We start from the raw sequence: 19,175 nt of genomic DNA on the forward strand, positions 1-19,175 counted from the left end.
GAGCTTGCCAGGACTGCCGTCGTCAGGCCGGGCCGGGGACGCGCCCGAACGGCTCGCGGACAGTGCGAGGACGAAGACTAGAGTTGCCAGACGTGGCTCACGACGCGCTCGATCCGGCATCGGCTCCCGACACCCAGTACGAGGATTTGCTGCGGCTGGTGCTGACGTCCGGCACGAAGAAGGCCGACCGCACCGGCACCGGCACGCGCAGCATCTTCGGCCACCAATTGCGCTACGACCTCGCGGCGGGCTTCCCGCTGGTCACCACGAAGAAGGTGCACCTGAAGTCGATCGTCTACGAGTTGCTGTGGTTCCTGCGCGGCGATTCCAACGTCGGCTGGCTGCGCGAGCACGGCGTCTCCATCTGGGACGAATGGGCCGATGCCGACGGCGAACTCGGCCCGGTCTACGGCGTGCAGTGGCGGTCGTGGCCCGCGCCGGACGGCACGCACATCGACCAGATCTCCCAGGTGCTGCACACGCTGCGCACCGACCCCGACTCCCGGCGCATCATCGTCTCGGCGTGGAACGTCGCCGACTTGGACAAGATGGCGCTGGCGCCGTGCCACGCGTTCTTCCAGTTCCACGTGGCCGACGGGAAACTGTCCTGCCAGCTCTACCAGCGCAGCGCCGACCTGTTCCTCGGCGTGCCGTTCAACATCGCCAGCTACGCCCTGCTGACCCACATGGTGGCCCAGCAGACCGAGCTGATCCCCGGCGACTTCATCTGGACCGGCGGGGACTGCCACATCTATGACAACCACCTCGAGCAGGTGGCCGAGCAGCTTGCCCGCGACCCCTACCCGTTCCCCACGCTGCGGCTGCATCCAGCGCCGACGCTGTTCGACTACCGCTACGAGGACGTGGAGGTGGACGGCTACCGGCACCATCCGGCCATCAAGGCCCCGGTGGCGGTGTGAGCGAGCGGACGGTCGGGCTGATCTGGGCGCAGACCCTGGACGGGGTGATCGGATCCGGCAACAAGATCCCTTGGCGGCTGCCGGAGGACATGGCGCACTTCAAGGACGTCACCTGGGGTCATCCCGTCGTGATGGGCCGCAGGACCTGGGATTCGCTTCCGCCGCGATTCCGGCCGCTGGCCGGGCGGCGCAACATCGTGGTGACCAGGCAGCCGGACTGGTCGGCCGAAGGCGCCGAACGGGCGTCGTCGGTGCCGGAGGCGCTGGACATATGCGCCCCGGACGCGGTCTGGGTGGCCGGCGGCGGCGAGATCTACCGTGCCGCGCTCGAGTTCGCGACCGAGTTGCGCGTCACCGAGATCGATACCGAAGTCGAGGGCGACGCCTTCGCGCCGCCGATCGGACCGGAGTGGCGATCCGACGACCCGGAGCCGTGGCGCACCTCCACCACCGGTCTGCGCTTCCGCATCCGGCACTACACCCGGCGGCCCGCTTAGCGCGCCACGCCGTGCCGACCCGCGAACGCCGCCGTCACGGGCGGGGCCGGTGAAACCCGGCCCGCGTCGCGGCGGACTCGGGCATACTCGCGATATGCGGGCGGCCGGACCCGCGTCCGGTCGAACGCCTGAGCCGTTGCCACCAGCCCGGCATCGGCTGTGGTGCTCTGCGAAAGGCGGTCCATGGAAAAGAAATCGCTGACTGCGGTAGCGCGCCAGCAACTGAAGCTGGCCACCCTCGCCACGAGCGGGCGCAGTTCACAGACAATCTATGGCGGCCACACGCACACGCTGCGGCAAACGGTGGTCGGCCTGACGGCCGGGCACAGTCTGGCCGAACACGACAACACGGGCGAGGCCACCTTGCTGGTGCTCAGCGGCACCCTGGTGTTGCTCAGCGGCGCCAACGAATGGAAAGGCTCCGAGGGCGACCTGATCGTGGTGCCCAAGGCGCGCCACAGCGTCAAGGCGATCGACGACGTGGCGTTCCTGCTGACGGTGGCGATGTAGTCCGCCACGATGCGGGTCGGCACCCCGGCCGCCGCGGCCGGGCATTAGGGTGTCGATCATGGGTGAGCCGCAGCCGATCCTCGAACCGCTCACACCGTCCGCGATCTTCTTGGTCGCCACGATCGACGAGGGTGGCGAAGCGGCGGTCCGCGACTTGCTCGCCGATATCACCGGCTTGCGCCGCTCGGTGGGCTTCCGCCTGCCCGGCGCGAACCTGACCTGCGTCACGTCGATCGGCTCCGACGCATGGGATCGCCTGTTCGCCGGGCCGAAACCGGCTGAGCTGCATCCGTTCCCCGGTTACGTCGGCGCACGCCACACCGCGCCCGCGACGCCGGGCGACCTGCTGTTCCACATCAAGTCCGAGGTGCAGGACGCCTGCTTCGAGCTGGCGATGGCCATCGGCGACCGGCTGGCTGGCGCGGGGACGATCGTGGACGAGACCGTCGGCTTCCGCTACTTCGAGCAGCGCGACCTGCTCGGTTTCGTGGACGGCACGGAGAACCCGGAGGGCCGCGCGGCTTTCGCGGCGGCGCTGGTCGGTGACGAGGACCCGGAATTCACCGGCGGCAGCTATGTGATCGTGCAGAAGTACACCCATCCGCTGGAGGACTGGCGCGCGCTGTCGGTGGAAGAGCAGGAGCGCGTTATCGGCCGCACCAAACTGGACGACTTCGAACTCCCCGACGAGGTGAAGCCCGCCGACTCACACGTCGAGGTCAACACGCTGATCGATCCGGACGGCACCGAACGCCAGATCCTGCGCGGCAACATGCCGTTCGGCAGCGTGCGCGAGGGCGTGTTCGGCACCTACTACATCGCCTACGCGGCCACGCCCAGCGTCACCGAACGCATGCTCACCCGGATGTTCCTCGGCACCGAGGAGGCGGCTTACGACCGCATCCTGGACTTCTCCGTCGCCCACACCGGCACCTCGTTCTTCGCACCCACCGTCGATTTCCTCGACGACCTGCCCCCGGCGCCGTGGGAGGCGGCGGAATCCTCGGTGTCGATGGACACCGACGGCGCCGGTCGCGCAGATCTGCCCGGCACCGCCGCGCCCGCGGGCGTCGGCGCCCTCGGTATCGGCTCGTTGAAAAGGAGCATCAGGTCATGAACAACCTCCATCGCGAACTAGCGCCGATCACCTCCGAGGCGTGGGCCGCCATCGAGGAGGAGGCGAAGCGCACGTTCAAGCGGCACATCGCGGGCAGGCGCGTCGTCGACCTGTCCGGCCCGCACGGCGTCGACTACTCCGCGGTGGGCACGGGACACACCACCGCGATCGACTCGCCGGACGCTGGGGTGTTCGCCCGGCAGCGGGTGGTCGCGCCGCTGGTCGAGCTGCGCGTGCCGTTCACGCTCTCCCGCGAGGAACTCGACGACGTGGAGCGCGGCGCACAGGACACCGACCTGGACCCGGTGAAGGACGCCGCGAAGAAATCGCGTTCGCCGAGGACCGGGCGATCTTCGAGGGATATCCGGCCGCGCACATCACCGGCATCCGCGCCAGCTCGTCCAACGACCCCATCACCCTGCCGAGTGACACCAGGCTGGTGCCGGAGGCGATCGCGCAGGCGTTGAGCGCCCTGCGGCTGGCCGGTGTGGACGGACCGTACTCGGTGCTGCTCAGCGCCGATCTGTACACGGCGGTCAGCGAGACCTCCGATCACGGCCACATGATCCGCACGCACATCGAGCGCCTGATCCCGGAAGGGGAGATCATTTGGGCGCCCGCCATCGACGGCGCGATCGTGCTCACCACCCGCGGCGGCGACTTCGATCTGCGGATCGGCCAGGATCTGTCCATCGGTTACCTGTCACATGACAGCAACTCGGTGCAGCTGTACTTCCAGCAGAGCCTGACGTTCCTGGTGTACACCGCCGAGGCGGCGGTCCCGCTCACCCTGTGAGCGCCGTTCAGAACTGGGAACGGCCGGGGTGTGTGCGCTCGGGGCTCCAGGCGGTACGGTGGGCCGGAAATGCGCCATGAACAGGTAGGTGAGATGACGACGGTGCGGGCAGGTGTCGTCCCGACGCAGCGTGCCGTGTTCTACAGCGTGCTCGGCATACTGGCGACGGTCATGATCTGCGGTTCGTTCGTCGCCGCGTTCGGGGTGAACCGGGTGTTCACCGGTTTACTGGCCGGAGCCGTCGTCGGTATCGCTGTGCTGGCCGCGCTGTTCACCCGCGACGCCGTCGTGCTCACCGATCACGCCATCTACCGGCGCAAGCCGTGGACGGTCTCCCGGATCTCGTGGGATCGGGTGGTAGCCGGGCGCTTCGCGCTGGACGAGCGCGCCCGGTGGTCGCTGGCGCTGGACCTCTCCGGCGGCGACGAACCACACGGCGAACTGGTGCTGCTGTCCATCCCCCCGGTGGTCCGCCCGGTCGCAGGCGCCTACGACCTGCGTAAACGCGACCAGGTCACAGAAATCCGGGCGATCCTGCGGCACAAGCGGATTCCGGTGACCGTGCTGCCGCAGATCGCGGGCGCGTTGCAGGAGCACTGGCAGATCGCGCCGCCGACGCACTGAGCCGGATCCTTCGCCTTTCTGCTCAGCGCAACTCGCGGATCAGCACATCGAAACGCGGGGCATCGTGCCAAGAGGGGCGTAGCCATCCGACTCTTTCCCAGCCCCAACGCCGATATCGCTGGTAGGCGCGCTCGTTGTCCGCTTCGACGAGCAGTGTCGCGCGCTGTTCGGTTCGGGCACCAAGCAGTTCGTCATGCATTGCCCGCGCTATGCCCCGCCCGGCATATTCCGCACACACCATGATCTCGCTGAGCCCGAATGTGCGCGTGCCGTCTTCGGCAGTGAACTCCTCGAGGTCACCACTGTCGAGATGCAACCCCGTCCACCATCGCGCGTTCGGCGGTAACGGCCATCCCCAGATTTGCCCCGCAGGTTCACCGTCGACTCGGGCAAGCACATACTCGAATCCGCTGTCACGACGACCGGTATAGGAATCGAATCGGCGCATGAATTCCGAGGGCGAGTCGAACGGGTCTCCCGAGGCGATGGCATCGACGTATGAACGTCGGTAGACATCCTCGACAATCTCTCTTCGCGCACGTGCTTCGTCAGCGGTGTAGTGCTCGAATTTCAGGCCATCCGGCAAGCCGATCATGCGGTCACCGCCTTCTGCGCCAGGGAGTCGTACAAGTCGCGGAACTCCGCACCGGCGGGCACTCGATCGACTGCTGTCCGAACCGGCGCGAGGCGGCGTAGTGTGCGTGTCGACGCAATGGCGGACAAGTCCGACAAAGCCGGGTACCCGTGCTCGAGCGCGCCAGTGATATCTCCTAGACGAGCCCTGGTCGCGGCGGACCACGCGCGGACGATTGTGGCATTACGCATGGCTGCGGGGTGCTCGACCGCAGCCGAGTACATTTCGACAGATCGGCGCAGGTCGCCGATGTCTGCATAACCGCGTGCTTCGTGGTCGGCGACCTCCGAGTAGGTCACGAATCGCAGCCATTGTGGAACTTCTTCCAGCGGCTCGGACTGCATGGCCTGATCCAACTCTCGCCATGCGGTCGCGATAGCCCGCCCGAAAGCAATTCTGTCACCGAGTATTCCGCACGCCTGCGCCTCACGAACAGCTATCAGAGCATGTATCCGGCCTGGTGGCCGACCGCGCATCAAGGTGCGGGCACGATCAGCGAGTTGCAGTGCCTTGTGGGGGCTTCCTCCTCGATTGGCGCGAGCAAGGGAGCTGGATTGATTCGCCGCAATCAGGCAAGTGTGTGCAATGAGGTCATCATCGTTCGCCTCGGTGCCGAGAGCCATGGCATCAGCAAAGCACCGGCGCGCAAGAGGGTGCCGGTCCGCGTCATAGGCCAACCACCCGGCGAGCACGGCGAGTTCTCCGGTCGCCTTGGTGAAGGCGCTGCCAGTAGCGGAATCGAATACACCGGTTTGAAGCCGGTCCAGGGCGTGCGCCAGCTTGTCAACGGCGAAACCGACCAGTTGTGCACCGCCTGTGCGCTGATCCTCCTGACCGAGCGCATCGACATCGACCAACAGCCGTTCGGCATCACTCATGCCGATACTCATGCCGATTCGGTCGGCGCTGTCCGGGACAAGCACCGCGACCGCGCCTACCGCGGCTAGCTTGTTGAACTCACGCCGCTTCACATCGTCCTCGACTTCCCGCACATGCATACCGACCGCACCGTCACCAGCATTGGCCGGTTCGGGATGGATGGTTTCTGCCCCGCTAAGAACAGGATGCCCTCCGGTTTTCGGTGGTGCACCTGCCAACTGATGCCAGAACCGCTCCCGCTGCGCCGGTTCGAGGCCGTTGTAGATCGTGTCGAGCGCTTCGGCCGACCGCCCTCTGACCGGACGCTCCGCTGTGGTCCTCTGTTCCCACTTCTGCACAGTCGCAGTCTGAAATCCGACCTTCTCGGCGAACTCCTCTTGTGTCATGCGCAAAGCAACCTCGCGCAGCGCTCGGACTTCTTTTCGTGTCCATGTGCTGACGATCAATACCCACCCCTCGCCCGTGCCCTCCAACGGTCCGTACGAGAAGCGTACGACCTCGAGGCGAGTTGTGTGCCTGGGATCACATGCTCAGCACGGACAAGCTGGAAGAGCCCCGTCGCCGGGTCGATGCGATGCCTTGATCGGCTCCCCGGCGGCGGGCCCACACCAAGGCCGAGCAAGCTGACCAAGAGGTCTAACACCGATGGCACACATATCTTTCGGGGACACACCCCGGTCTCGCTGCCACTTCTACCGGCGCGTGTGTGATTTGCCCGCTGTCATCGACCCGCCGGAGCTGGGGCGCATCATCATGCGCGCGTCGTACGTCGGAGCGTTGACCATGCCCGCTCCGTTAGGGCGAGCCGTCAGGCAAGTCATGCAGCGCCGCAGGGATGCGATAGGCCCGATTGTCGCGCATCCTCGCTCGAACAGGTGGACCTACATTGTGCGGCCGGATCTTCCCGACGACACAAAGCTTTTCGCGGAGATGTTCCGGCTCGACGTGTCGATTGTCCGGGAGGGCGGCACGGTGGCACTGCCGTCGCCCACAGCCGAGTCCGGCGCTGTCCGGCATTGGATAGAGACACCGCAGGACAGATACCGCCCGTCCGGAATGGTTGTAGTCCAGGCCATCCGGGCATGTGCCGATCCAGGCAGGCGATGACGGGAGAAAACGCGATGACTTCTCCGCTGCCGAACGATCCGGATGTACATCTGTCGGTCTTCCTGCACGGCGTCCGGCTCGACTTCACGGCCTGCCTCACCGCCGCGTTGACGTTCATGGAAGACCACCGGAAACGCCACTACCTCGACGCGGTGCACATACTCCCGGATAATGCCGAGGGCTGGCCCAGGTTGCCGAACGAGAAGTTGTACTTGGAGCGATGAGGTTCTTGTCCGGCGACCGGTGTACGCGCGACACTGACCTGTTCGGGCCATGACGAGAAGGAGCTGGGCGTGGGGAATGACGAGCAGTTGACCATCGATCTCGGCGTACCCGTCGAACAGACCGAATGGGGCAAGTGGGTCGACCCTGACCGCCGGAAGGCGCAGGCGCAGAAGTTCATGGACCATGCAGGCATAAGCCGCATCCCTTCGGAACCGTGGCCGGAAGACTCGGCGGAGGTGAAGCGGCTGGACCCCATCGTCGCGGAGTTGTTCCCGGACATGGCTACCGCGATGGCTCCGGAGAACGCCGACATGGTGGACGCTTTCATCTGCTTCGTCGGTGAATGCTTCATCAGATTCGCGGGCGCACGATGGTTCGATTGCGAATGGTTCGGCCGAGATTATTCCTTCTACCCGCGCGTGAATCCCGCAGTGGAATGCGACACCTACGACGAAGACGAAATCGTGATGTGGCGACTGGTAGACAGCATGATCGGCTACAACCCCGAAGATCATGACGGCATGTTCTCCTACATTGCCGCTGCAGTGCGCGAATACGCCTCCTACCACGAAGAGAAGCGGCAAGAGGAATCCACCGACCGCACGTGAAGGCTTGATTCTCCACGCCTTCTCACCAGGACACCACGAACACCGGGGGGTGTGTCCAGCTATGCCGGACGGATACGACCGGGACCGCGACAAGGTCAGGAATCATGAGCGCGGCAGAATATTCGAAAACGGCACCGGCCGTTTCTTTAGCGACCGCGAGAACGGATACGTTCAGCAGTCGCGGTTATACCGCGTCGAAGGCGTGGGTAAAACCCGATTCGACAAGATCAAAGACGATCGAGGAATAATCAGCTCCATCGAAGAGAAATCCGGCAGAATCGAGGGAGACAAAGACGAAACTCAGCTCAAGGTGATACGTGCCCTTCTCGCCAATCGTGAGGTGCATCAACACACATTGCGATCCGTCGAAGGCGAATTCATCTCGAGTAAGGCCCAGGAACTCATCAGAGGATTGCTCCGGGATTTCGGGGATCGGTTCACGCACCAGGTCATCTCGCGCGCCGATGCACGCGAGATCTGGGCACGCGGTCTGGCGTTGGAGCGAGGCCAGCAGCTCGAATTGCCCGGTGTCGGCGAGAAGGCGCGGCAGCAGAAGGCGCAACAGCGCGAGCACCGGTCGAAATTAGCGGAGCTGGCGAACAAGGCACGCGAGCGGGCCGAGAAGTTCCGGAATATGCTCCGGTTCCGGGAAGGCGCCGCTCGTGGGCGGGTGGAAGCCCCGCAGCGAGCCGAACACGCCAGGCAAGTCCACGAGCAAGCCGAGCGAGCCAGGCAAGCACCTCGAGCGCCGGAGACCGAGCCCGCACGGGTTGCACCTGAGGCCGCCGAGCGGGTCGCGCGGGAATTCCCAGCGCCCGATCAGCACCAGGAGCGATCGGCCGCCGACACCGAGGAACGGGCGGCCAGAGAGGCGGCCGAGGCCTGTGCGGCAGAACGCGAGGCAGCGGAGAAGCAACGCGCGGCAGCGGAGCAGGAGCGCGAGGCAGCGGAGCAGGAGCGCGCGGAACATCTCGCGCGGCTGCAAGCGCAGGGAATGCCGCCGGAGGTGGTTAAGATTCTCGGGCTCGGTCAAGCGGAACCACCGTCGGCGGCGGTGCGGGAGCCGCCGGGTCATGCTCCGTCAGCTGTGCGGGGGTATTGGCACAGCCAGGATCGGAGCCGGGGAATCGAGCGCAACCGGTAGTCGCACGAGTTCCTGGTCATGGGGTGGGCGATGCCAGGCGGTCCAGCAGCACGGCCGCTTCGGCCCGGACCGGGTCGAGATCACCGGACCAGCCGAGCGTGCGCAGCACCGCCCCAGGGATCGCCCGCTCCGCGTACCTGGGCGCGGTCCCTTCGTCGGAGCGAATGCTGATTACCGTCTCCACCAGACGGAACGGCAGCGATTCGGTGCCCGGCACGTTCACCGCCCCTACCTCGGCCAGCACCTGGGCGGCCAAAGCCTCGTAGTGGCTGCGCAACTCGTCGCGGCGCAGGCGGAAGGCGGCGAAGCGCTCGGTGCGCAGCTCTGGAAGCAGGTACAGCGCACCGAGATTCCAGCGCGACGCGCACAGTTGCCGCACGTCGAACAGCGCCAGCGCGTACAGCCGGACCGGCGGCGGCTCGGATGCCGCCCGCAGCCGGTGCGCCAGTTCGATCGGCGCGGCGACGGTTTCGGCGAGCAGCGCGTCGAGGATGTCGTCCTTGGCCGCGAAGTGGTGGTACAGCGAGGCCTGGCGGATGCCGACGGCGTCGGCGATCGCACGGGTGGAGGTGTTGGCGTACCCGTTGGTGGTGAACAGTTCACCTGCGGCGTCGAGGATCTCGGCGCGCGGCGTCGATCCGCGCCTGCGTCGCTGTTCGAGACGCGGCCGTCCGGGCCCGAGGTTTGCCACGGGTTCATTCTGGCAGGTCGGCGCGGGGAAGCTCTGCCGCGGTGGTCGTGCGCACAGCTCCGTGACGGCGCGCGGTGCGTTTTCTGTCATTTGACAGAAATCCCCGCAACACAGAAGTTACCGAAGGTCTCGAAAGCGATACACGCAGGTCACCGAAAGCGCGATCGCGGCGGCAAAACTATCGCCTGATAGTTATTGGCACGCCGAAGGACCGCCCATGGCCACCACGCTCGCCCCGACCCCGCCGCCCGACCTGACCGGCGACAGCGCCGACCTCGCCCGGTTCGGCTACCAGCCCGTCCTGCACCGCAAGCTCGGCCGCTACGCCTCCTTCGCGGCCGGTTTCTCGTTCGTCTCCATCCTCACCACGATCTTCCAGTTCTTCGGCTTCGGTTATTCGTTCGGCGGAGCCGCCTTCTTCTGGACCTGGCCGATCGTGTTCGCCGGACAGTTCCTCGTGGCGCTCAACTTCGCCGAGTTGGCCGCGCGCTACCCGATCTCGGGCTGCATCTACCAGTGGTCGCGGCGGCTCGGCGGCGAACTCGTCGGCTGGTTCGCGGGCTGGATGATGATCATCGCGCAGATCGTCACGGCCGCAGCGGCGGCGATCGCCCTGCAAGTGGTGCTGCCGTCGATCTGGAGCGGCTTCCAGCTCGTCGGCACCGACACCGCGCTGACCTCGTCGTCCGGCGCGACCAACGCCGTGCTGCTGGGCAGCATCCTGCTGGTGGTCACCACGCTGATCAATGTCATCGGCATCGACCTGATGGCGCGGATCAACTCGATCGGCGTCACGGTCGAGATCGTCGGCGTGCTGGCGATCATCGCGCTGTTCTTCACCCACACCGAGCGCGGGCCCGGCGTGGTACTGGAGACCGACCAGGCCGCGCCGGGACCCTACTGGGCCGCGTTCCTGGTGTCGGGATTGATGGCGGCTTACGTCATGGTCGGATTCGACTCCGCCGGTGAGCTTTCCGAGGAGACCAAGAACCCGCGCCGGGTCGCGCCGCGCACCATTCTCACCGCGCTGTCGGTCTCGGCGCTCGGCGGCGGGCTGATGCTGCTGGGCGCGCTGATGGCCGCGCCGAGCCTGTCCGACGGCGCGCTGGCCTCCGACGGCCTGGCCTACGTCCTGACCGCGAAGCTGGACAGCCCGGCGGGCAAGGTGCTGCTCGGCTGCGTGGCGGTGGCGATCACCGTGTGCACCCTGGCGATTCAGACCGCGGGCTCGCGGCTGATGTTCTCCATGGCGCGGGACGGGAAACTGCCGTTCGCCCGCAGGCTCGCCGCAGTGCACCCGCGGTACGGCACGCCGGCGCTGCCCGCGATCGTGATCGGCGCGCTCGGCATCGGCCTGCTGGTGCTGAACCTCGGCAACGCCGCGATCTTCGCGACGCTGGCCAGCGTCTGCATCGTCACCCTGTATCTGGCCTACCTGTTGGTGACCGTGCCGCTGCTGATCCGCCGGTTCACCGGCCTGCCGGACGCGGGCACCGACGCGCGGCTGTTCGGGCTGGGCCGGTTCGGCATTCCGGTCAACGCGCTCGCCGTGGTCTGGGGCGTCGCGATGGTGGTGAACCTGGCCTGGCCGCGCGCCGAGGTATACACCCCGGCCGGGGGCGGCTGGTGGATGCTCTGGGCCGCACCGCTGTTCGTGCTGCTGGTGCTCGCCGTCGGTGTTCTGGTGCATCGCTTCGTGGTCGGCTGGTCGCGCGGCGTCGCCGCCGCCGAGCCCGCGCCGCAACCGGCCTGAGCGCCTCCGATGCGGCGGCGCGCCCGGCGCCGCCGCACACCCACACACGCAGCATCCGAAAGGAATCATCGTGACAAGCACTGCGGACACCTCCGGCGCGCGAGCGCACGCACGGGCGCAGGCCGCGGCGGCGGCGATCGCGACTCCCGTGCTCCCCGCCGGGATACCGGCCTCGAAGATCACCTTCGCGCAGCGGATCCCGGCGGACGGTTACGCGAACATCGCGCTCGGACGCGGCACCCGCGTCCGCCTGTCCGACCCGGACGGCGGGGCCTGCGCGCACCTGCTGCTGGTGCGCACCGACGCGCCGTGGGAGCGCCTCAACGTCGCCGACACGGTCAAGGTGCCGTGGCAGGCGTACCTGGGCAGCGGTCATCCGCTGCTGTCGGACCAGGGCCGTGTGCTGGCGACCGTGCTCGCCGACACCTCCGGCCACCACGACACGCTCTGCGGACCGACCGCCCAGGCCCGCCACTCGCTGCGCCTCGCGGGCGCCAAACACGGTTTGGAGCCCAGGGACATCGGGCCGACGGTCTCGTTCTTCCGTGGCGTGCGCGTCGCGCGGGACGGCGCGCTCGTCGCCACCGGCAGCGCCGCCCCCGGCTCTTCGGTGGATCTGCTCGTGCACCTGCCGGTCACCGTGCTGGTCGCCAACTCCGCGCACCCGCTGGACGACCGGCCGGCGACGGACCTCGACTTCGTCGCGTGGGCCGCGCCGGAAGACCTCGCCGTACCCGGCAGCGAAGACCCGGAATACCTCCGGGCGCTGGAGAACACCGAACAAGCCTGGACCGCCGCGCTCACCCTGGAGGCAACCGCATGACCACGACACGCACCGTCGTGCTCGACGAGACCGTTCCGGCCCGCTCGCCTTGGTCGGCGGTGGTCCGGGCGGGCGAACACCTGGAGATCATCGATCTGCACGGCAATCAGGCGGTGGACTGCCTGCTGTACTCGGCGGCCGATCACGCCGACCGCTACAGCGCGCAGGCCACGATCACCGCGCAGCGCAACATCTTCCTCACCACCGGCAGCGTGCTGCTGACCGACGCGGGCACGGCCCTGATGACGGTGGTGGCCGACGAGGTCGGCAACCACGACACCGTCGCGGGCGCCTGCTCCCAGGAATCCAACACGCTGCGCTACGGCCACCACACCCGCCACCAGCACGCCTGCGTGGAGAACTTCCTCACCGAGGCCTTGCGCTGGGGCCTGGGCAAACGCGATCTGGTGTCGAACATCAACTGGTTCATGAACGTTCCGGTCGAGGCGGACGGCACGCTGGGCATCGTGGACGGACTGTCCGCGCCCGGCAAGCGGGTCACGCTGCGCGCCGAGATCGACACGCTGGTGCTGGTGTCGAACTGCCCACAGATCAACAACCCGTGCAACGGCTTCGACCCGACCCCGGTGCGCATGGTGGTGTCGCGATGACCGTCGTCGAGCTACCGGCGGCCAGGACGGAGCGGGCCACGCGACCCGGCCGGATCGAGGTCGTCCGTCCCGGCATGCTCACCACCGTGCAGGACTGGCCCGGCAGGGTCGGGTACTGGCACATCGGCGTCCCGCCGTCGGGTCCGATGGACGATTTGTCCTTCCGCCTCGGCAATCGCGCGCTCGGCAATGCCGAGGGCGCCGCCGGACTGGAATGCACCCTCGGCGGCCCCGCGCTGCGGTTCACCGCACCGGGGTGGGTCTGCGTCACCGGCGCTCCGGCGCAGGTGACCGTGGACGGTGCGGCCGTGCCGCAGTGGCGGACGGTGCCGGTGCCCGCGGGCGGCGTGCTGGACGTCGGCGCGGTGCGCGGACCGGGGATGCGCTGCTACGTGCTGATCGCGGGCGGTATCGCCGTCCCCGAATACCTGGGCAGCAGCGCCACATTCACGCTCGGGCGCTTCGGCGGCGGCACCGGCGGCGCGTTGCGCGCGGGGGAATCCCTGGCGTTGGGCGCGCACCACGGCCGGGTCGCCACCGCCGTGCCGATGGACGAGCAACCCGTGCTGACCCGGCGCTGGGAACTCGCGGTCACCGAAGGCCCGCACGGCGCGCCCGAGTTCTTCACCCGCGCCGACTTCGAGACCGTCGTCGGCACCGACTACGAAGTGCACTTCAACTCCGACCGCACCGGCGTCCGGCTGATCGGGCCGAAACCGGAGTGGGCACGCACCGACGGCGGCGAAGCGGGATTGCACCCGTCCAACATCCACGACACCCCGTATTCCGTCGGCGCGCTGGACTTCACCGGCGACACGCCCATCCTGCTCGGCCCGGACGGACCGAGCCTCGGCGGTTTCGTCTGCCCGGTCACGGTCGTGGCGGCCGACCGCTGGAAGCTCGGACAGCTCTCGCCCGGCGACAAGGTGCGGTTCGTGCCGGTCCGCGGCGACCGCGCGGCCTCGATCCGGGAGTTCGGGCCCGCGCGCCGGGCCGGGTGGCCGACGGTGCTCTCGGCGGGCGGCGACGGCGACGACGGGGTGCTGCGGCGTTGCGACGTCGATGACGAGACCGCCGTGACGTATCGGCGCGCAGGCGACGACGGCGTGCTCGTCGAATACGGCGCCATGACCTTGGATCTCGGCCTGCGCGCCCGCGTGCACGCGCTGCATCAGCACCTACTCGCCGCCGGGGTGCGCGGCGTGACCGAGTTGACCCCCGGCATCCGCTCCTTGCAGATCCGGGTCGATCCGCACGTGCTGTCCGTGGCCGCGCTGCTCGATCTGCTCGCCGAGACGGAGGCGCGGTTGCCCGCCTCCGACCAGCTGACCGTGCCGAGCCGGGTCGTCCATCTGCCGCTGTCCTGGGACGATCCGTCCACGCGCGAGGCGATCACCCGCTACATGCACGGCGTGCGCGCCGACGCGCCATGGTGCCCGTGGAACATCGAGTTCATCCGGCGCATGAACGGCCTGGATTCCGTCGCGGACGTCTACGACACCGTGTTCGGGGCCGAGTATCTGGTGCTCGGCCTCGGCGACGTCTACCTCGGCGCGCCGGTCGCCACCCCCACCGATCCGCGGCACCGGCTGGTCACGACGAAATACAACCCCGCCCGCACCTGGACGCCGGAGAACGCGGTCGGGATCGGCGGCGCCTACCTGTGCGTCTACGGCATGGAAGGGCCTGGCGGCTATCAGTTCGTCGGGCGCACCACGCAGGTGTGGAACCACCGAGCCGGTGCGGCCCCGGTTCCCCCTGGCGCGGACCGGGCTGCCTCGGGAGCGGAAACACCCTGGCTGTTGCGGTATTTCGACCGGATCCGCTGGTATCCCGTCGAAGCGGAGGAACTGCTCGACCTGCGTGCCGACTTCGCCGCGGGCAACGCGCGGGTGCGTGCCGAGGACGGCGAATTCCGCTTGGCGGAGTATCGGGCGTTCCTCGCCGAGAACGCCGAATCCATAGAGGCGTTCCGCGCGAAGCAGACGGAAGCGTTCACCGCCGAACGCAATTCCTGGCGTTCGGTTGGGGAACTCGCGGGATGAGGTGTGCGCATAGGTCACGACGGCAACCGACCTCTGCGCACGAGCGCACAGGGTGAGATCCACATAGCTCACGACCGCGTGCGAGATCGGCGCGCGCGCAGACCGTAAGAGCTCAGCGTAGGTCGCGGAAGAACTCGCGGATGTCGGCGGTGAGCAGCGCGGGTTCCTCCATGGCGGCGAAGTGGCCGCCGCGATCGACGTCGTTCCAGCGCGTGATGGTGTGCTCTTCCTCGGCGTAGCGGCGGATGCCGACGTCGTGGGCGAAGACCAGGGCGGCGGTCGGGACGCCGGAGTTGCGCTTCGGCTCGCCCCACGGCGCGTCCTGGGCGTAGCCGACATAAGCCGACGAGCCCGCGGTGCCGGTGAGCCAGTAGATCATCACGTTGGTCAGCAGCCGGTCCCGGCCGAGGATCTTGTCCGGCTCGACGGTGCGGGGATGGGTCCACTCCCGGAACTTGTCCATGATCCAGGCCAGTTGTCCCACCGGCGAGTCGGTCAGTCCGTAGGCCAGCGCCTGCGGACGGGTGGATTGCACGGCGATGTAGCCGTATTCCTCCCGCATGAACGCCTGCATCCGCCGCACGCGATCGCGCTCCAACTCGGTCAGGCTCGCCAGCTCCGCCTCCGCGCGCGGCAACGGCGGCAGACCGGGCGCGCCGTTGACGTGGACGCCGACGACCTGGTCCGGCGCCGTCCGGCCGACCTCAGGGCTCACCGCCCCGCCGATGTCGCCGCCCTGCACCCCATATCGCTCATAACCGAGCCTGCGCATGAGTTCGGCCCATGCCTTCGCGATCCGTTCGATGGTCCAGCCCGCCTCGGCGACCGGGCCGGAGAACCCGAAACCCGGCAGCGACGGGATGACCAGGTGGAACGCGTCGGCCGGGTCGCCACCGTGTGCGATCGGGTCGCTCAAAGGCCCGATGACGTCCAGGAATTCGGCCACCGATCCGGGCCAACCGTGGGTGAGCAGCAGCGGCAGCGCGCCGCTCTCGGGTGAGCGCACGTGCAGGAAGTGGATGTTCTGCCCGTCGATCTCGGTGGTGTACTGCGTATAGGCGTTCAGCTGCGCTTCGGCCGCGCGCCAGTCGTATCCGGTGCGCCAGTGGTCGACCAGTTCGCGCAGCCACGCGGTCGGCACGCCGGTGTCCCAGCCGTCGCCGGGCAGCGGGGCGGGCCAGCGGGTGGCGTCCAGACGGGAACGCAGATCGTCGAGTTGCCGCTGCGGGATGTCGATGCGGAACGGTGTGATGTCGTTGGTCATGTCCTCGACGGTATGACCCGGTCAGGACAGTTTCGGCCCTAGCTTTCCGGCACACTTTTCCCATGCTGGAAACCTCGGCGCGGCTGCTGCGCCTGCTGTCGCTGCTTCAGAGTCCGCGTGACTGGACCGGCGCCGCGCTCGCCGAACGGCTCGGCGTGGATGTGCGCACCGTCCGCCGGGATATCGACAAGCTGCGCGCGCTGGGTTATCCGGTGGACGCGACGCCCGGCGTTGCGGGTTACCGGCTCGGCGCGGGCGCACAACTGCCGCCGCTGCTGTTGGACGACGACGAGGCGGTGGCGGTGGCACTCGGCCTGCGCACCGCGGCGGGCGGCACCATCGCGGGAATCGAGGACAGTTCGCTGCGCGCGCTGCGCAAGCTCGAGCAGGTGCTGCCCGCGCGACTGCGCCACCGGGTCGGCATGCTCCAGGCGGCCATGGTCACCGTGCCAGCGGGCGGCCCGACCGTCGACCCGGACGTCCTCACCGCCGTCGCGGCCGCCATCCGCGACCACCACCGCCTGCGCTTCGACTACCGCGCGCACGACGGCGTCATATCGCTGCGCGTCACCGAACCGCATCGGCTCGCGCACACGGGCAGGCGGTGGTATCTGATCGGCTGGGACGTCGACCGCGCGGACTGGCGGACCTACCGCGTCGACCGCTTGCGGCCCCGCATACCGACCGGCCCCCGCTTCACCCCGCGCGAAGCGCCCGACGCGGACCTGCCCGGGTATCTCTCCCATGGCGTCACGACCGCGCCGTACCGCTACGCGGCCCGCATCACCCTCGGTGTCGCCGCGGAGATTGCCGCCGAGCGCATCGCCCCGACCGTCGGGGTGATCGAGGCGGTGGACGCCGAGAGCTGTGTGCTGCGCACCGGTTCCGATTCGCTGGACGAACTCGCCGTCTACGTCGCGGGCTTCGGTTTTCCCTTCCGGGTGCACGAACCGCCAGAACTTCGCACGCACCTGCGCGAACTCGCCGCGCGCCTCGGCGCGGCCCTCGACTGACCTCGCTCAGACCGGTACGGCGGCGACGGCTTCGATCTCGCATACAGCGCCGGGCACGGCGAAGCCCGCCACCTGCGCGACCGTGATGGCGGGCGGGTTCGGGCGGCCGCCCCACACTTCGCCGAACGCCGCGAATCCGTCTCCCAAAGGCTCGCCCTCACGGATCAGGATCGTCCACTTCACCACGTGCTCGAGGGAAGCGCCCGCGGCGGCGAGGCAGGTCTGCAAGTTGGCGAGCGCTTGACGCGCCTGCTCGGCGACGCCGGGACCGACCACACGCCCGGAGGACTCGACCCCGTTCTGCCCGCCGACGTAGATCGTGTCCGCCGCGGCCGACACCCGCACTACCTGGGTGAAAGCCGGGTTGCTGTGCATGGAGGCGGGATTGATGTGCGTGGTGATCGTCATGCCAGCACTGTAACCAGTTAAACTGGTGTCATGCAATCCCGCGCCAGCCTGCCACCCGATCTGCGCCGCCGCTTCCGCACCGGGCGCGCCGCCCTCGACCTCGCGCACACCGGAGGCGAGGGCGAGCTCGCGGTGTGGGAGATCGTGCACACCGTCGAGGACCTGCGCCGCTTCCTGGCGGTCATCCTCGAACTCGACGAGCTGAACGCCGACGAAGCGGATCTGCCGACGATGCGCGCCCTGAGGGCCGCGATCACCAGCGCCGCGTACGGCCTCGCCGCCGGAGAACCGCTGCGGCCGGATGACATCGCGGCGATCAACGCCGTCGCCGCGCAGCCTCCGCTGATCCCGCAGCTGCGCGGCGACGCCACCGCGGGATACGCGCGCCCGACGACGGCGGCCGCCTTGTCCACGCTGGCCAGGGACGCCATCGACCTGTTCGCCGGTCCGCTGTCCGCCCGCATCCGCGTCTGCGCCGCCGACGACTGCGGCCTGCTGTTCGTCGACGCCTCGCGTCCCGGCCGCCGCCGCTGGTGCTCGATGGACCGCTGCGGCAACCTCAGCAAGGTTCGCCGCTACCGCGAGCGGGAGTGACCCCGGGTGTCACACTCCCCGCTCGTGCGTCGTCGTCTCGGTGAAGCGATGAGAGCGCCCCATCGGCACCGACGAGATCGGAGACAGTCATGACCGCGAAGATCCTGGTCACCGGCGGCACGGGCACCCTGGGTCGTGCGGTGCTCCCGCTGCTGCGCGACGCGGGTGCCGACGTGCGCGTGCTGAGCCGCACCGAACGTCCGGCGAAGGATGGCCTCGAGTTCGTCACGGGAGACCTGTTGGGCGGCACCGGCATCGACGCCGCGGTGGCGGGCGTCGGCACCATCCTGCATCTGGCGGGCGACGCGAAGGGCGACGACGTGGCGACCGCGAATCTGCTGCGCGCCGCCACGGCCGCGGGCGTCGGGCACATCGTGTACATCTCGGTCACCGCCGCCGAACTGCTTCCGATGACCTACTTCCGCGCGAAGTTCGCCGCCGAGCAGGCTGTCGCCGAGTCGGGCATTCCCTTCACCACGCTGCGCGCCGCGCAATTCCACGATTTCGTGCCCGAGCTGGTGGACTCGATGCTGAAATCGCCGGTGCTCCCGGTGCTCGGCGGAGTGCGGCTGCAACCGGTGCACGTGCGCGAGGTGGCGGCGCGGCTGGCGGAGCTGACGGCAGGCGCGCCCGCCGGACGGGTCCCCGATCTGGTCGGGCCCGAGGTGATCGGCATGCGCGAGCTGGTGCGCGACTACGTGTCGCTGCTGGGCAAGCGGCGCGCGCTGCTGACCGTCCGGGTGCCCGGCAAGGCGGGCCGGGTCTACCGCGCGGGCGGGAACCTGGTGACCGACGGGGCTGATGTCGGCAAGCTGACCTGGGCCGACTATCTGGCGGAGCGCCGGGGCGCGGTCTCGGCCGGATGACCCGGCGTCCGGCTCAGACGACGATCACTGCCTCCGGGACGGGCTC

20 protein-coding genes and 1 pseudogene are annotated in these 19,175 nt (G+C 68.5%); 16 read left to right on the forward strand and 5 right to left on the reverse strand.

The genetic code is table 11. The features are described 5' to 3' along the window. Positions 1–92: 92 nt before the first annotated feature. From ACH49X_RS30850 to ACH49X_RS30875, 6 genes and pseudogenes are all read left to right on the forward strand, one after another. Entirely contained in the window at positions 93–920 is an 828-nt protein-coding gene (locus ACH49X_RS30850) for a thymidylate synthase (protein WP_357103910.1), read from the forward strand. Next, on the forward strand, positions 917–1,417 hold the full coding sequence (locus ACH49X_RS30855; RefSeq protein WP_357208095.1) for a dihydrofolate reductase: 501 nt from the start codon (positions 917–919) through the stop codon (positions 1,415–1,417). The genes ACH49X_RS30850 and ACH49X_RS30855 overlap by 4 nt, the downstream gene beginning before the upstream one ends. Positions 1,418–1,600: 183 nt before the next feature. Then, positions 1,601–1,927 carry a cupin domain-containing protein gene (locus tag ACH49X_RS30860; protein WP_357103916.1) on the forward strand — a complete coding sequence of 109 codons (327 nt, stop codon included), beginning with the start codon at positions 1,601–1,603 and terminating at the stop codon, positions 1,925–1,927. 58 nt (positions 1,928–1,985) lie between these two features. Then, complete coding sequence (locus ACH49X_RS30865; protein ID WP_357208098.1) at positions 1,986–3,044, forward strand: Dyp-type peroxidase; 1,059 nt, start codon at positions 1,986–1,988, stop codon at positions 3,042–3,044. After that, positions 3,041–3,840 (forward strand): annotated as a pseudogene (locus ACH49X_RS30870) (family 1 encapsulin nanocompartment shell protein). The gene ACH49X_RS30865 and the pseudogene ACH49X_RS30870 overlap by 4 nt, the downstream one beginning before the upstream one ends. A gap of 93 nt (positions 3,841–3,933) precedes the next feature. Continuing rightward, entirely contained in the window at positions 3,934–4,464 is a 531-nt protein-coding gene (locus tag ACH49X_RS30875; protein WP_357103925.1) for a hypothetical protein, read from the forward strand. 22 nt (positions 4,465–4,486) lie between these two features. Here the strand turns inward: ACH49X_RS30875 and ACH49X_RS30880 are convergent, their stop codons facing one another. Next, positions 4,487–5,059, reverse strand: a complete 573-nt coding sequence (locus ACH49X_RS30880) for a GNAT family N-acetyltransferase (RefSeq protein WP_357208100.1) — start codon at positions 5,057–5,059, stop codon at positions 4,487–4,489. After that, complete coding sequence (locus ACH49X_RS30885; protein ID WP_357208103.1) at positions 5,056–6,363, reverse strand: hypothetical protein; 1,308 nt, start codon at positions 6,361–6,363, stop codon at positions 5,056–5,058. The genes ACH49X_RS30880 and ACH49X_RS30885 overlap by 4 nt, the downstream gene beginning before the upstream one ends. 735 nt (positions 6,364–7,098) lie before the next feature. Here ACH49X_RS30885 and ACH49X_RS30890 point away from each other — a divergent pair. From ACH49X_RS30890 to ACH49X_RS30900, 3 genes are all read left to right on the forward strand, one after another. After that, complete coding sequence (locus ACH49X_RS30890; protein ID WP_357208105.1) at positions 7,099–7,308, forward strand: hypothetical protein; 210 nt, start codon at positions 7,099–7,101, stop codon at positions 7,306–7,308. Between the two features lie 69 nt (positions 7,309–7,377). Further along, a complete protein-coding gene (locus ACH49X_RS30895) occupies positions 7,378–7,917 on the forward strand; it encodes a hypothetical protein (RefSeq protein WP_357208107.1) in 540 nt (179 codons plus the stop codon). 61 nt (positions 7,918–7,978) lie between these two features. Beyond that, positions 7,979–9,061, forward strand: a complete 1,083-nt coding sequence (locus tag ACH49X_RS30900; RefSeq protein WP_357208109.1) for a hypothetical protein — start codon at positions 7,979–7,981, stop codon at positions 9,059–9,061. Between the two features lie 16 nt (positions 9,062–9,077). Here ACH49X_RS30900 and ACH49X_RS30905 read toward each other — a convergent pair whose 3' ends face one another. Next, positions 9,078–9,752, reverse strand: a complete 675-nt coding sequence (locus ACH49X_RS30905; protein ID WP_323124145.1) for a TetR/AcrR family transcriptional regulator — start codon at positions 9,750–9,752, stop codon at positions 9,078–9,080. A gap of 217 nt (positions 9,753–9,969) precedes the next feature. Between ACH49X_RS30905 and ACH49X_RS30910 the strand changes: the two genes are divergently transcribed. The 4 genes from ACH49X_RS30910 (at position 9,970) to ACH49X_RS30925 (ending at position 14,984) form a co-directional block, all read left to right on the forward strand. Then, positions 9,970–11,505, forward strand: a complete 1,536-nt coding sequence (locus tag ACH49X_RS30910) for an amino acid permease (protein ID WP_357103944.1) — start codon at positions 9,970–9,972, stop codon at positions 11,503–11,505. Positions 11,506–11,575: 70 nt separating this feature from the next. Further along, positions 11,576–12,328: a DUF1989 domain-containing protein gene (locus ACH49X_RS30915; RefSeq protein ID WP_357103947.1), complete on the forward strand. Its 753-nt coding sequence runs from the start codon at positions 11,576–11,578 to the stop codon at positions 12,326–12,328. Beyond that, positions 12,325–12,939, forward strand: a complete 615-nt coding sequence (locus ACH49X_RS30920; RefSeq protein WP_195078337.1) for an urea amidolyase associated protein UAAP2 — start codon at positions 12,325–12,327, stop codon at positions 12,937–12,939. Before ACH49X_RS30915 ends, ACH49X_RS30920 begins: the two co-directional genes overlap by 4 nt. Further along, positions 12,936–14,984, forward strand: coding sequence for a 5-oxoprolinase/urea amidolyase family protein (locus tag ACH49X_RS30925; protein WP_357208111.1), 2,049 nt, complete (start codon positions 12,936–12,938; stop codon positions 14,982–14,984). Before ACH49X_RS30920 ends, ACH49X_RS30925 begins: the two co-directional genes overlap by 4 nt. A 112-nt stretch (positions 14,985–15,096) precedes the next feature. Here ACH49X_RS30925 and ACH49X_RS30930 read toward each other — a convergent pair whose 3' ends face one another. Next, the gene (locus tag ACH49X_RS30930) at positions 15,097–16,248 is read right to left on the reverse strand and encodes an epoxide hydrolase family protein (RefSeq protein ID WP_357208113.1); all 1,152 of its coding nucleotides are present in this window, start codon (positions 16,246–16,248) and stop codon (positions 15,097–15,099) included. A gap of 62 nt (positions 16,249–16,310) precedes the next feature. Here ACH49X_RS30930 and ACH49X_RS30935 point away from each other — a divergent pair, with 62 nt between their 5' ends. After that, complete coding sequence (locus tag ACH49X_RS30935) at positions 16,311–17,261, forward strand: YafY family protein (RefSeq protein WP_357208115.1); 951 nt, start codon at positions 16,311–16,313, stop codon at positions 17,259–17,261. Between the two features lie 6 nt (positions 17,262–17,267). On the opposite strand, the gene ACH49X_RS30940 is transcribed toward ACH49X_RS30935, so the two are convergent. Continuing rightward, complete coding sequence (locus ACH49X_RS30940; protein ID WP_357208117.1) at positions 17,268–17,669, reverse strand: RidA family protein; 402 nt, start codon at positions 17,667–17,669, stop codon at positions 17,268–17,270. Between the two features lie 30 nt (positions 17,670–17,699). On the opposite strand from ACH49X_RS30940, the gene ACH49X_RS30945 reads away from it, so the two are divergent. Together ACH49X_RS30945 and ACH49X_RS30950 are read left to right on the forward strand one after the other, a co-directional pair. Next, positions 17,700–18,263: an ABATE domain-containing protein gene (locus tag ACH49X_RS30945; RefSeq protein ID WP_357208120.1), complete on the forward strand. Its 564-nt coding sequence runs from the start codon at positions 17,700–17,702 to the stop codon at positions 18,261–18,263. A gap of 89 nt (positions 18,264–18,352) precedes the next feature. Beyond that, positions 18,353–19,129 (forward strand): NAD(P)H-binding protein, encoded by a 777-nt coding sequence (locus tag ACH49X_RS30950; protein ID WP_357103963.1) that lies wholly within the window; start codon positions 18,353–18,355, stop codon positions 19,127–19,129. The last annotated feature ends 46 nt before the right edge of the window (positions 19,130–19,175 follow it).

The organism is Nocardia sp. NPDC019323 (assembly GCF_044389845.1).
Lineage (GTDB): Bacteria > Actinomycetota > Actinomycetes > Mycobacteriales > Mycobacteriaceae > Nocardia > Nocardia implantans.

Coding starts and splice junctions, on each gene's coding strand:
- ACH49X_RS30860 (WP_357103916.1), top strand. CDS start 1,601: ATGGAAAAGAAATCGCTGACTGCGGTAGCGCGCCAGCAACTGAAGCTG.
- ACH49X_RS30865 (WP_357208098.1), top strand. CDS start 1,986: ATGGGTGAGCCGCAGCCGATCCTCGAACCGCTCACACCGTCCGCGATC.
- ACH49X_RS30875 (WP_357103925.1), top strand. CDS start 3,934: ATGACGACGGTGCGGGCAGGTGTCGTCCCGACGCAGCGTGCCGTGTTC.
- ACH49X_RS30880 (WP_357208100.1), bottom strand. CDS start 5,059: ATGATCGGCTTGCCGGATGGCCTGAAATTCGAGCACTACACCGCTGAC.
- ACH49X_RS30885 (WP_357208103.1), bottom strand. CDS start 6,363: ATGACACAAGAGGAGTTCGCCGAGAAGGTCGGATTTCAGACTGCGACT.
- ACH49X_RS30890 (WP_357208105.1), top strand. CDS start 7,099: ATGACTTCTCCGCTGCCGAACGATCCGGATGTACATCTGTCGGTCTTC.
- ACH49X_RS30900 (WP_357208109.1), top strand. CDS start 7,979: ATGCCGGACGGATACGACCGGGACCGCGACAAGGTCAGGAATCATGAG.
- ACH49X_RS30910 (WP_357103944.1), top strand. CDS start 9,970: ATGGCCACCACGCTCGCCCCGACCCCGCCGCCCGACCTGACCGGCGAC.
- ACH49X_RS30920 (WP_195078337.1), top strand. CDS start 12,325: ATGACCACGACACGCACCGTCGTGCTCGACGAGACCGTTCCGGCCCGC.
- ACH49X_RS30925 (WP_357208111.1), top strand. CDS start 12,936: ATGACCGTCGTCGAGCTACCGGCGGCCAGGACGGAGCGGGCCACGCGA.
- ACH49X_RS30930 (WP_357208113.1), bottom strand. CDS start 16,248: ATGACCAACGACATCACACCGTTCCGCATCGACATCCCGCAGCGGCAA.
- ACH49X_RS30935 (WP_357208115.1), top strand. CDS start 16,311: ATGCTGGAAACCTCGGCGCGGCTGCTGCGCCTGCTGTCGCTGCTTCAG.
- ACH49X_RS30940 (WP_357208117.1), bottom strand. CDS start 17,669: ATGACGATCACCACGCACATCAATCCCGCCTCCATGCACAGCAACCCG.
- ACH49X_RS30945 (WP_357208120.1), top strand. CDS start 17,700: ATGCAATCCCGCGCCAGCCTGCCACCCGATCTGCGCCGCCGCTTCCGC.
- ACH49X_RS30950 (WP_357103963.1), top strand. CDS start 18,353: ATGACCGCGAAGATCCTGGTCACCGGCGGCACGGGCACCCTGGGTCGT.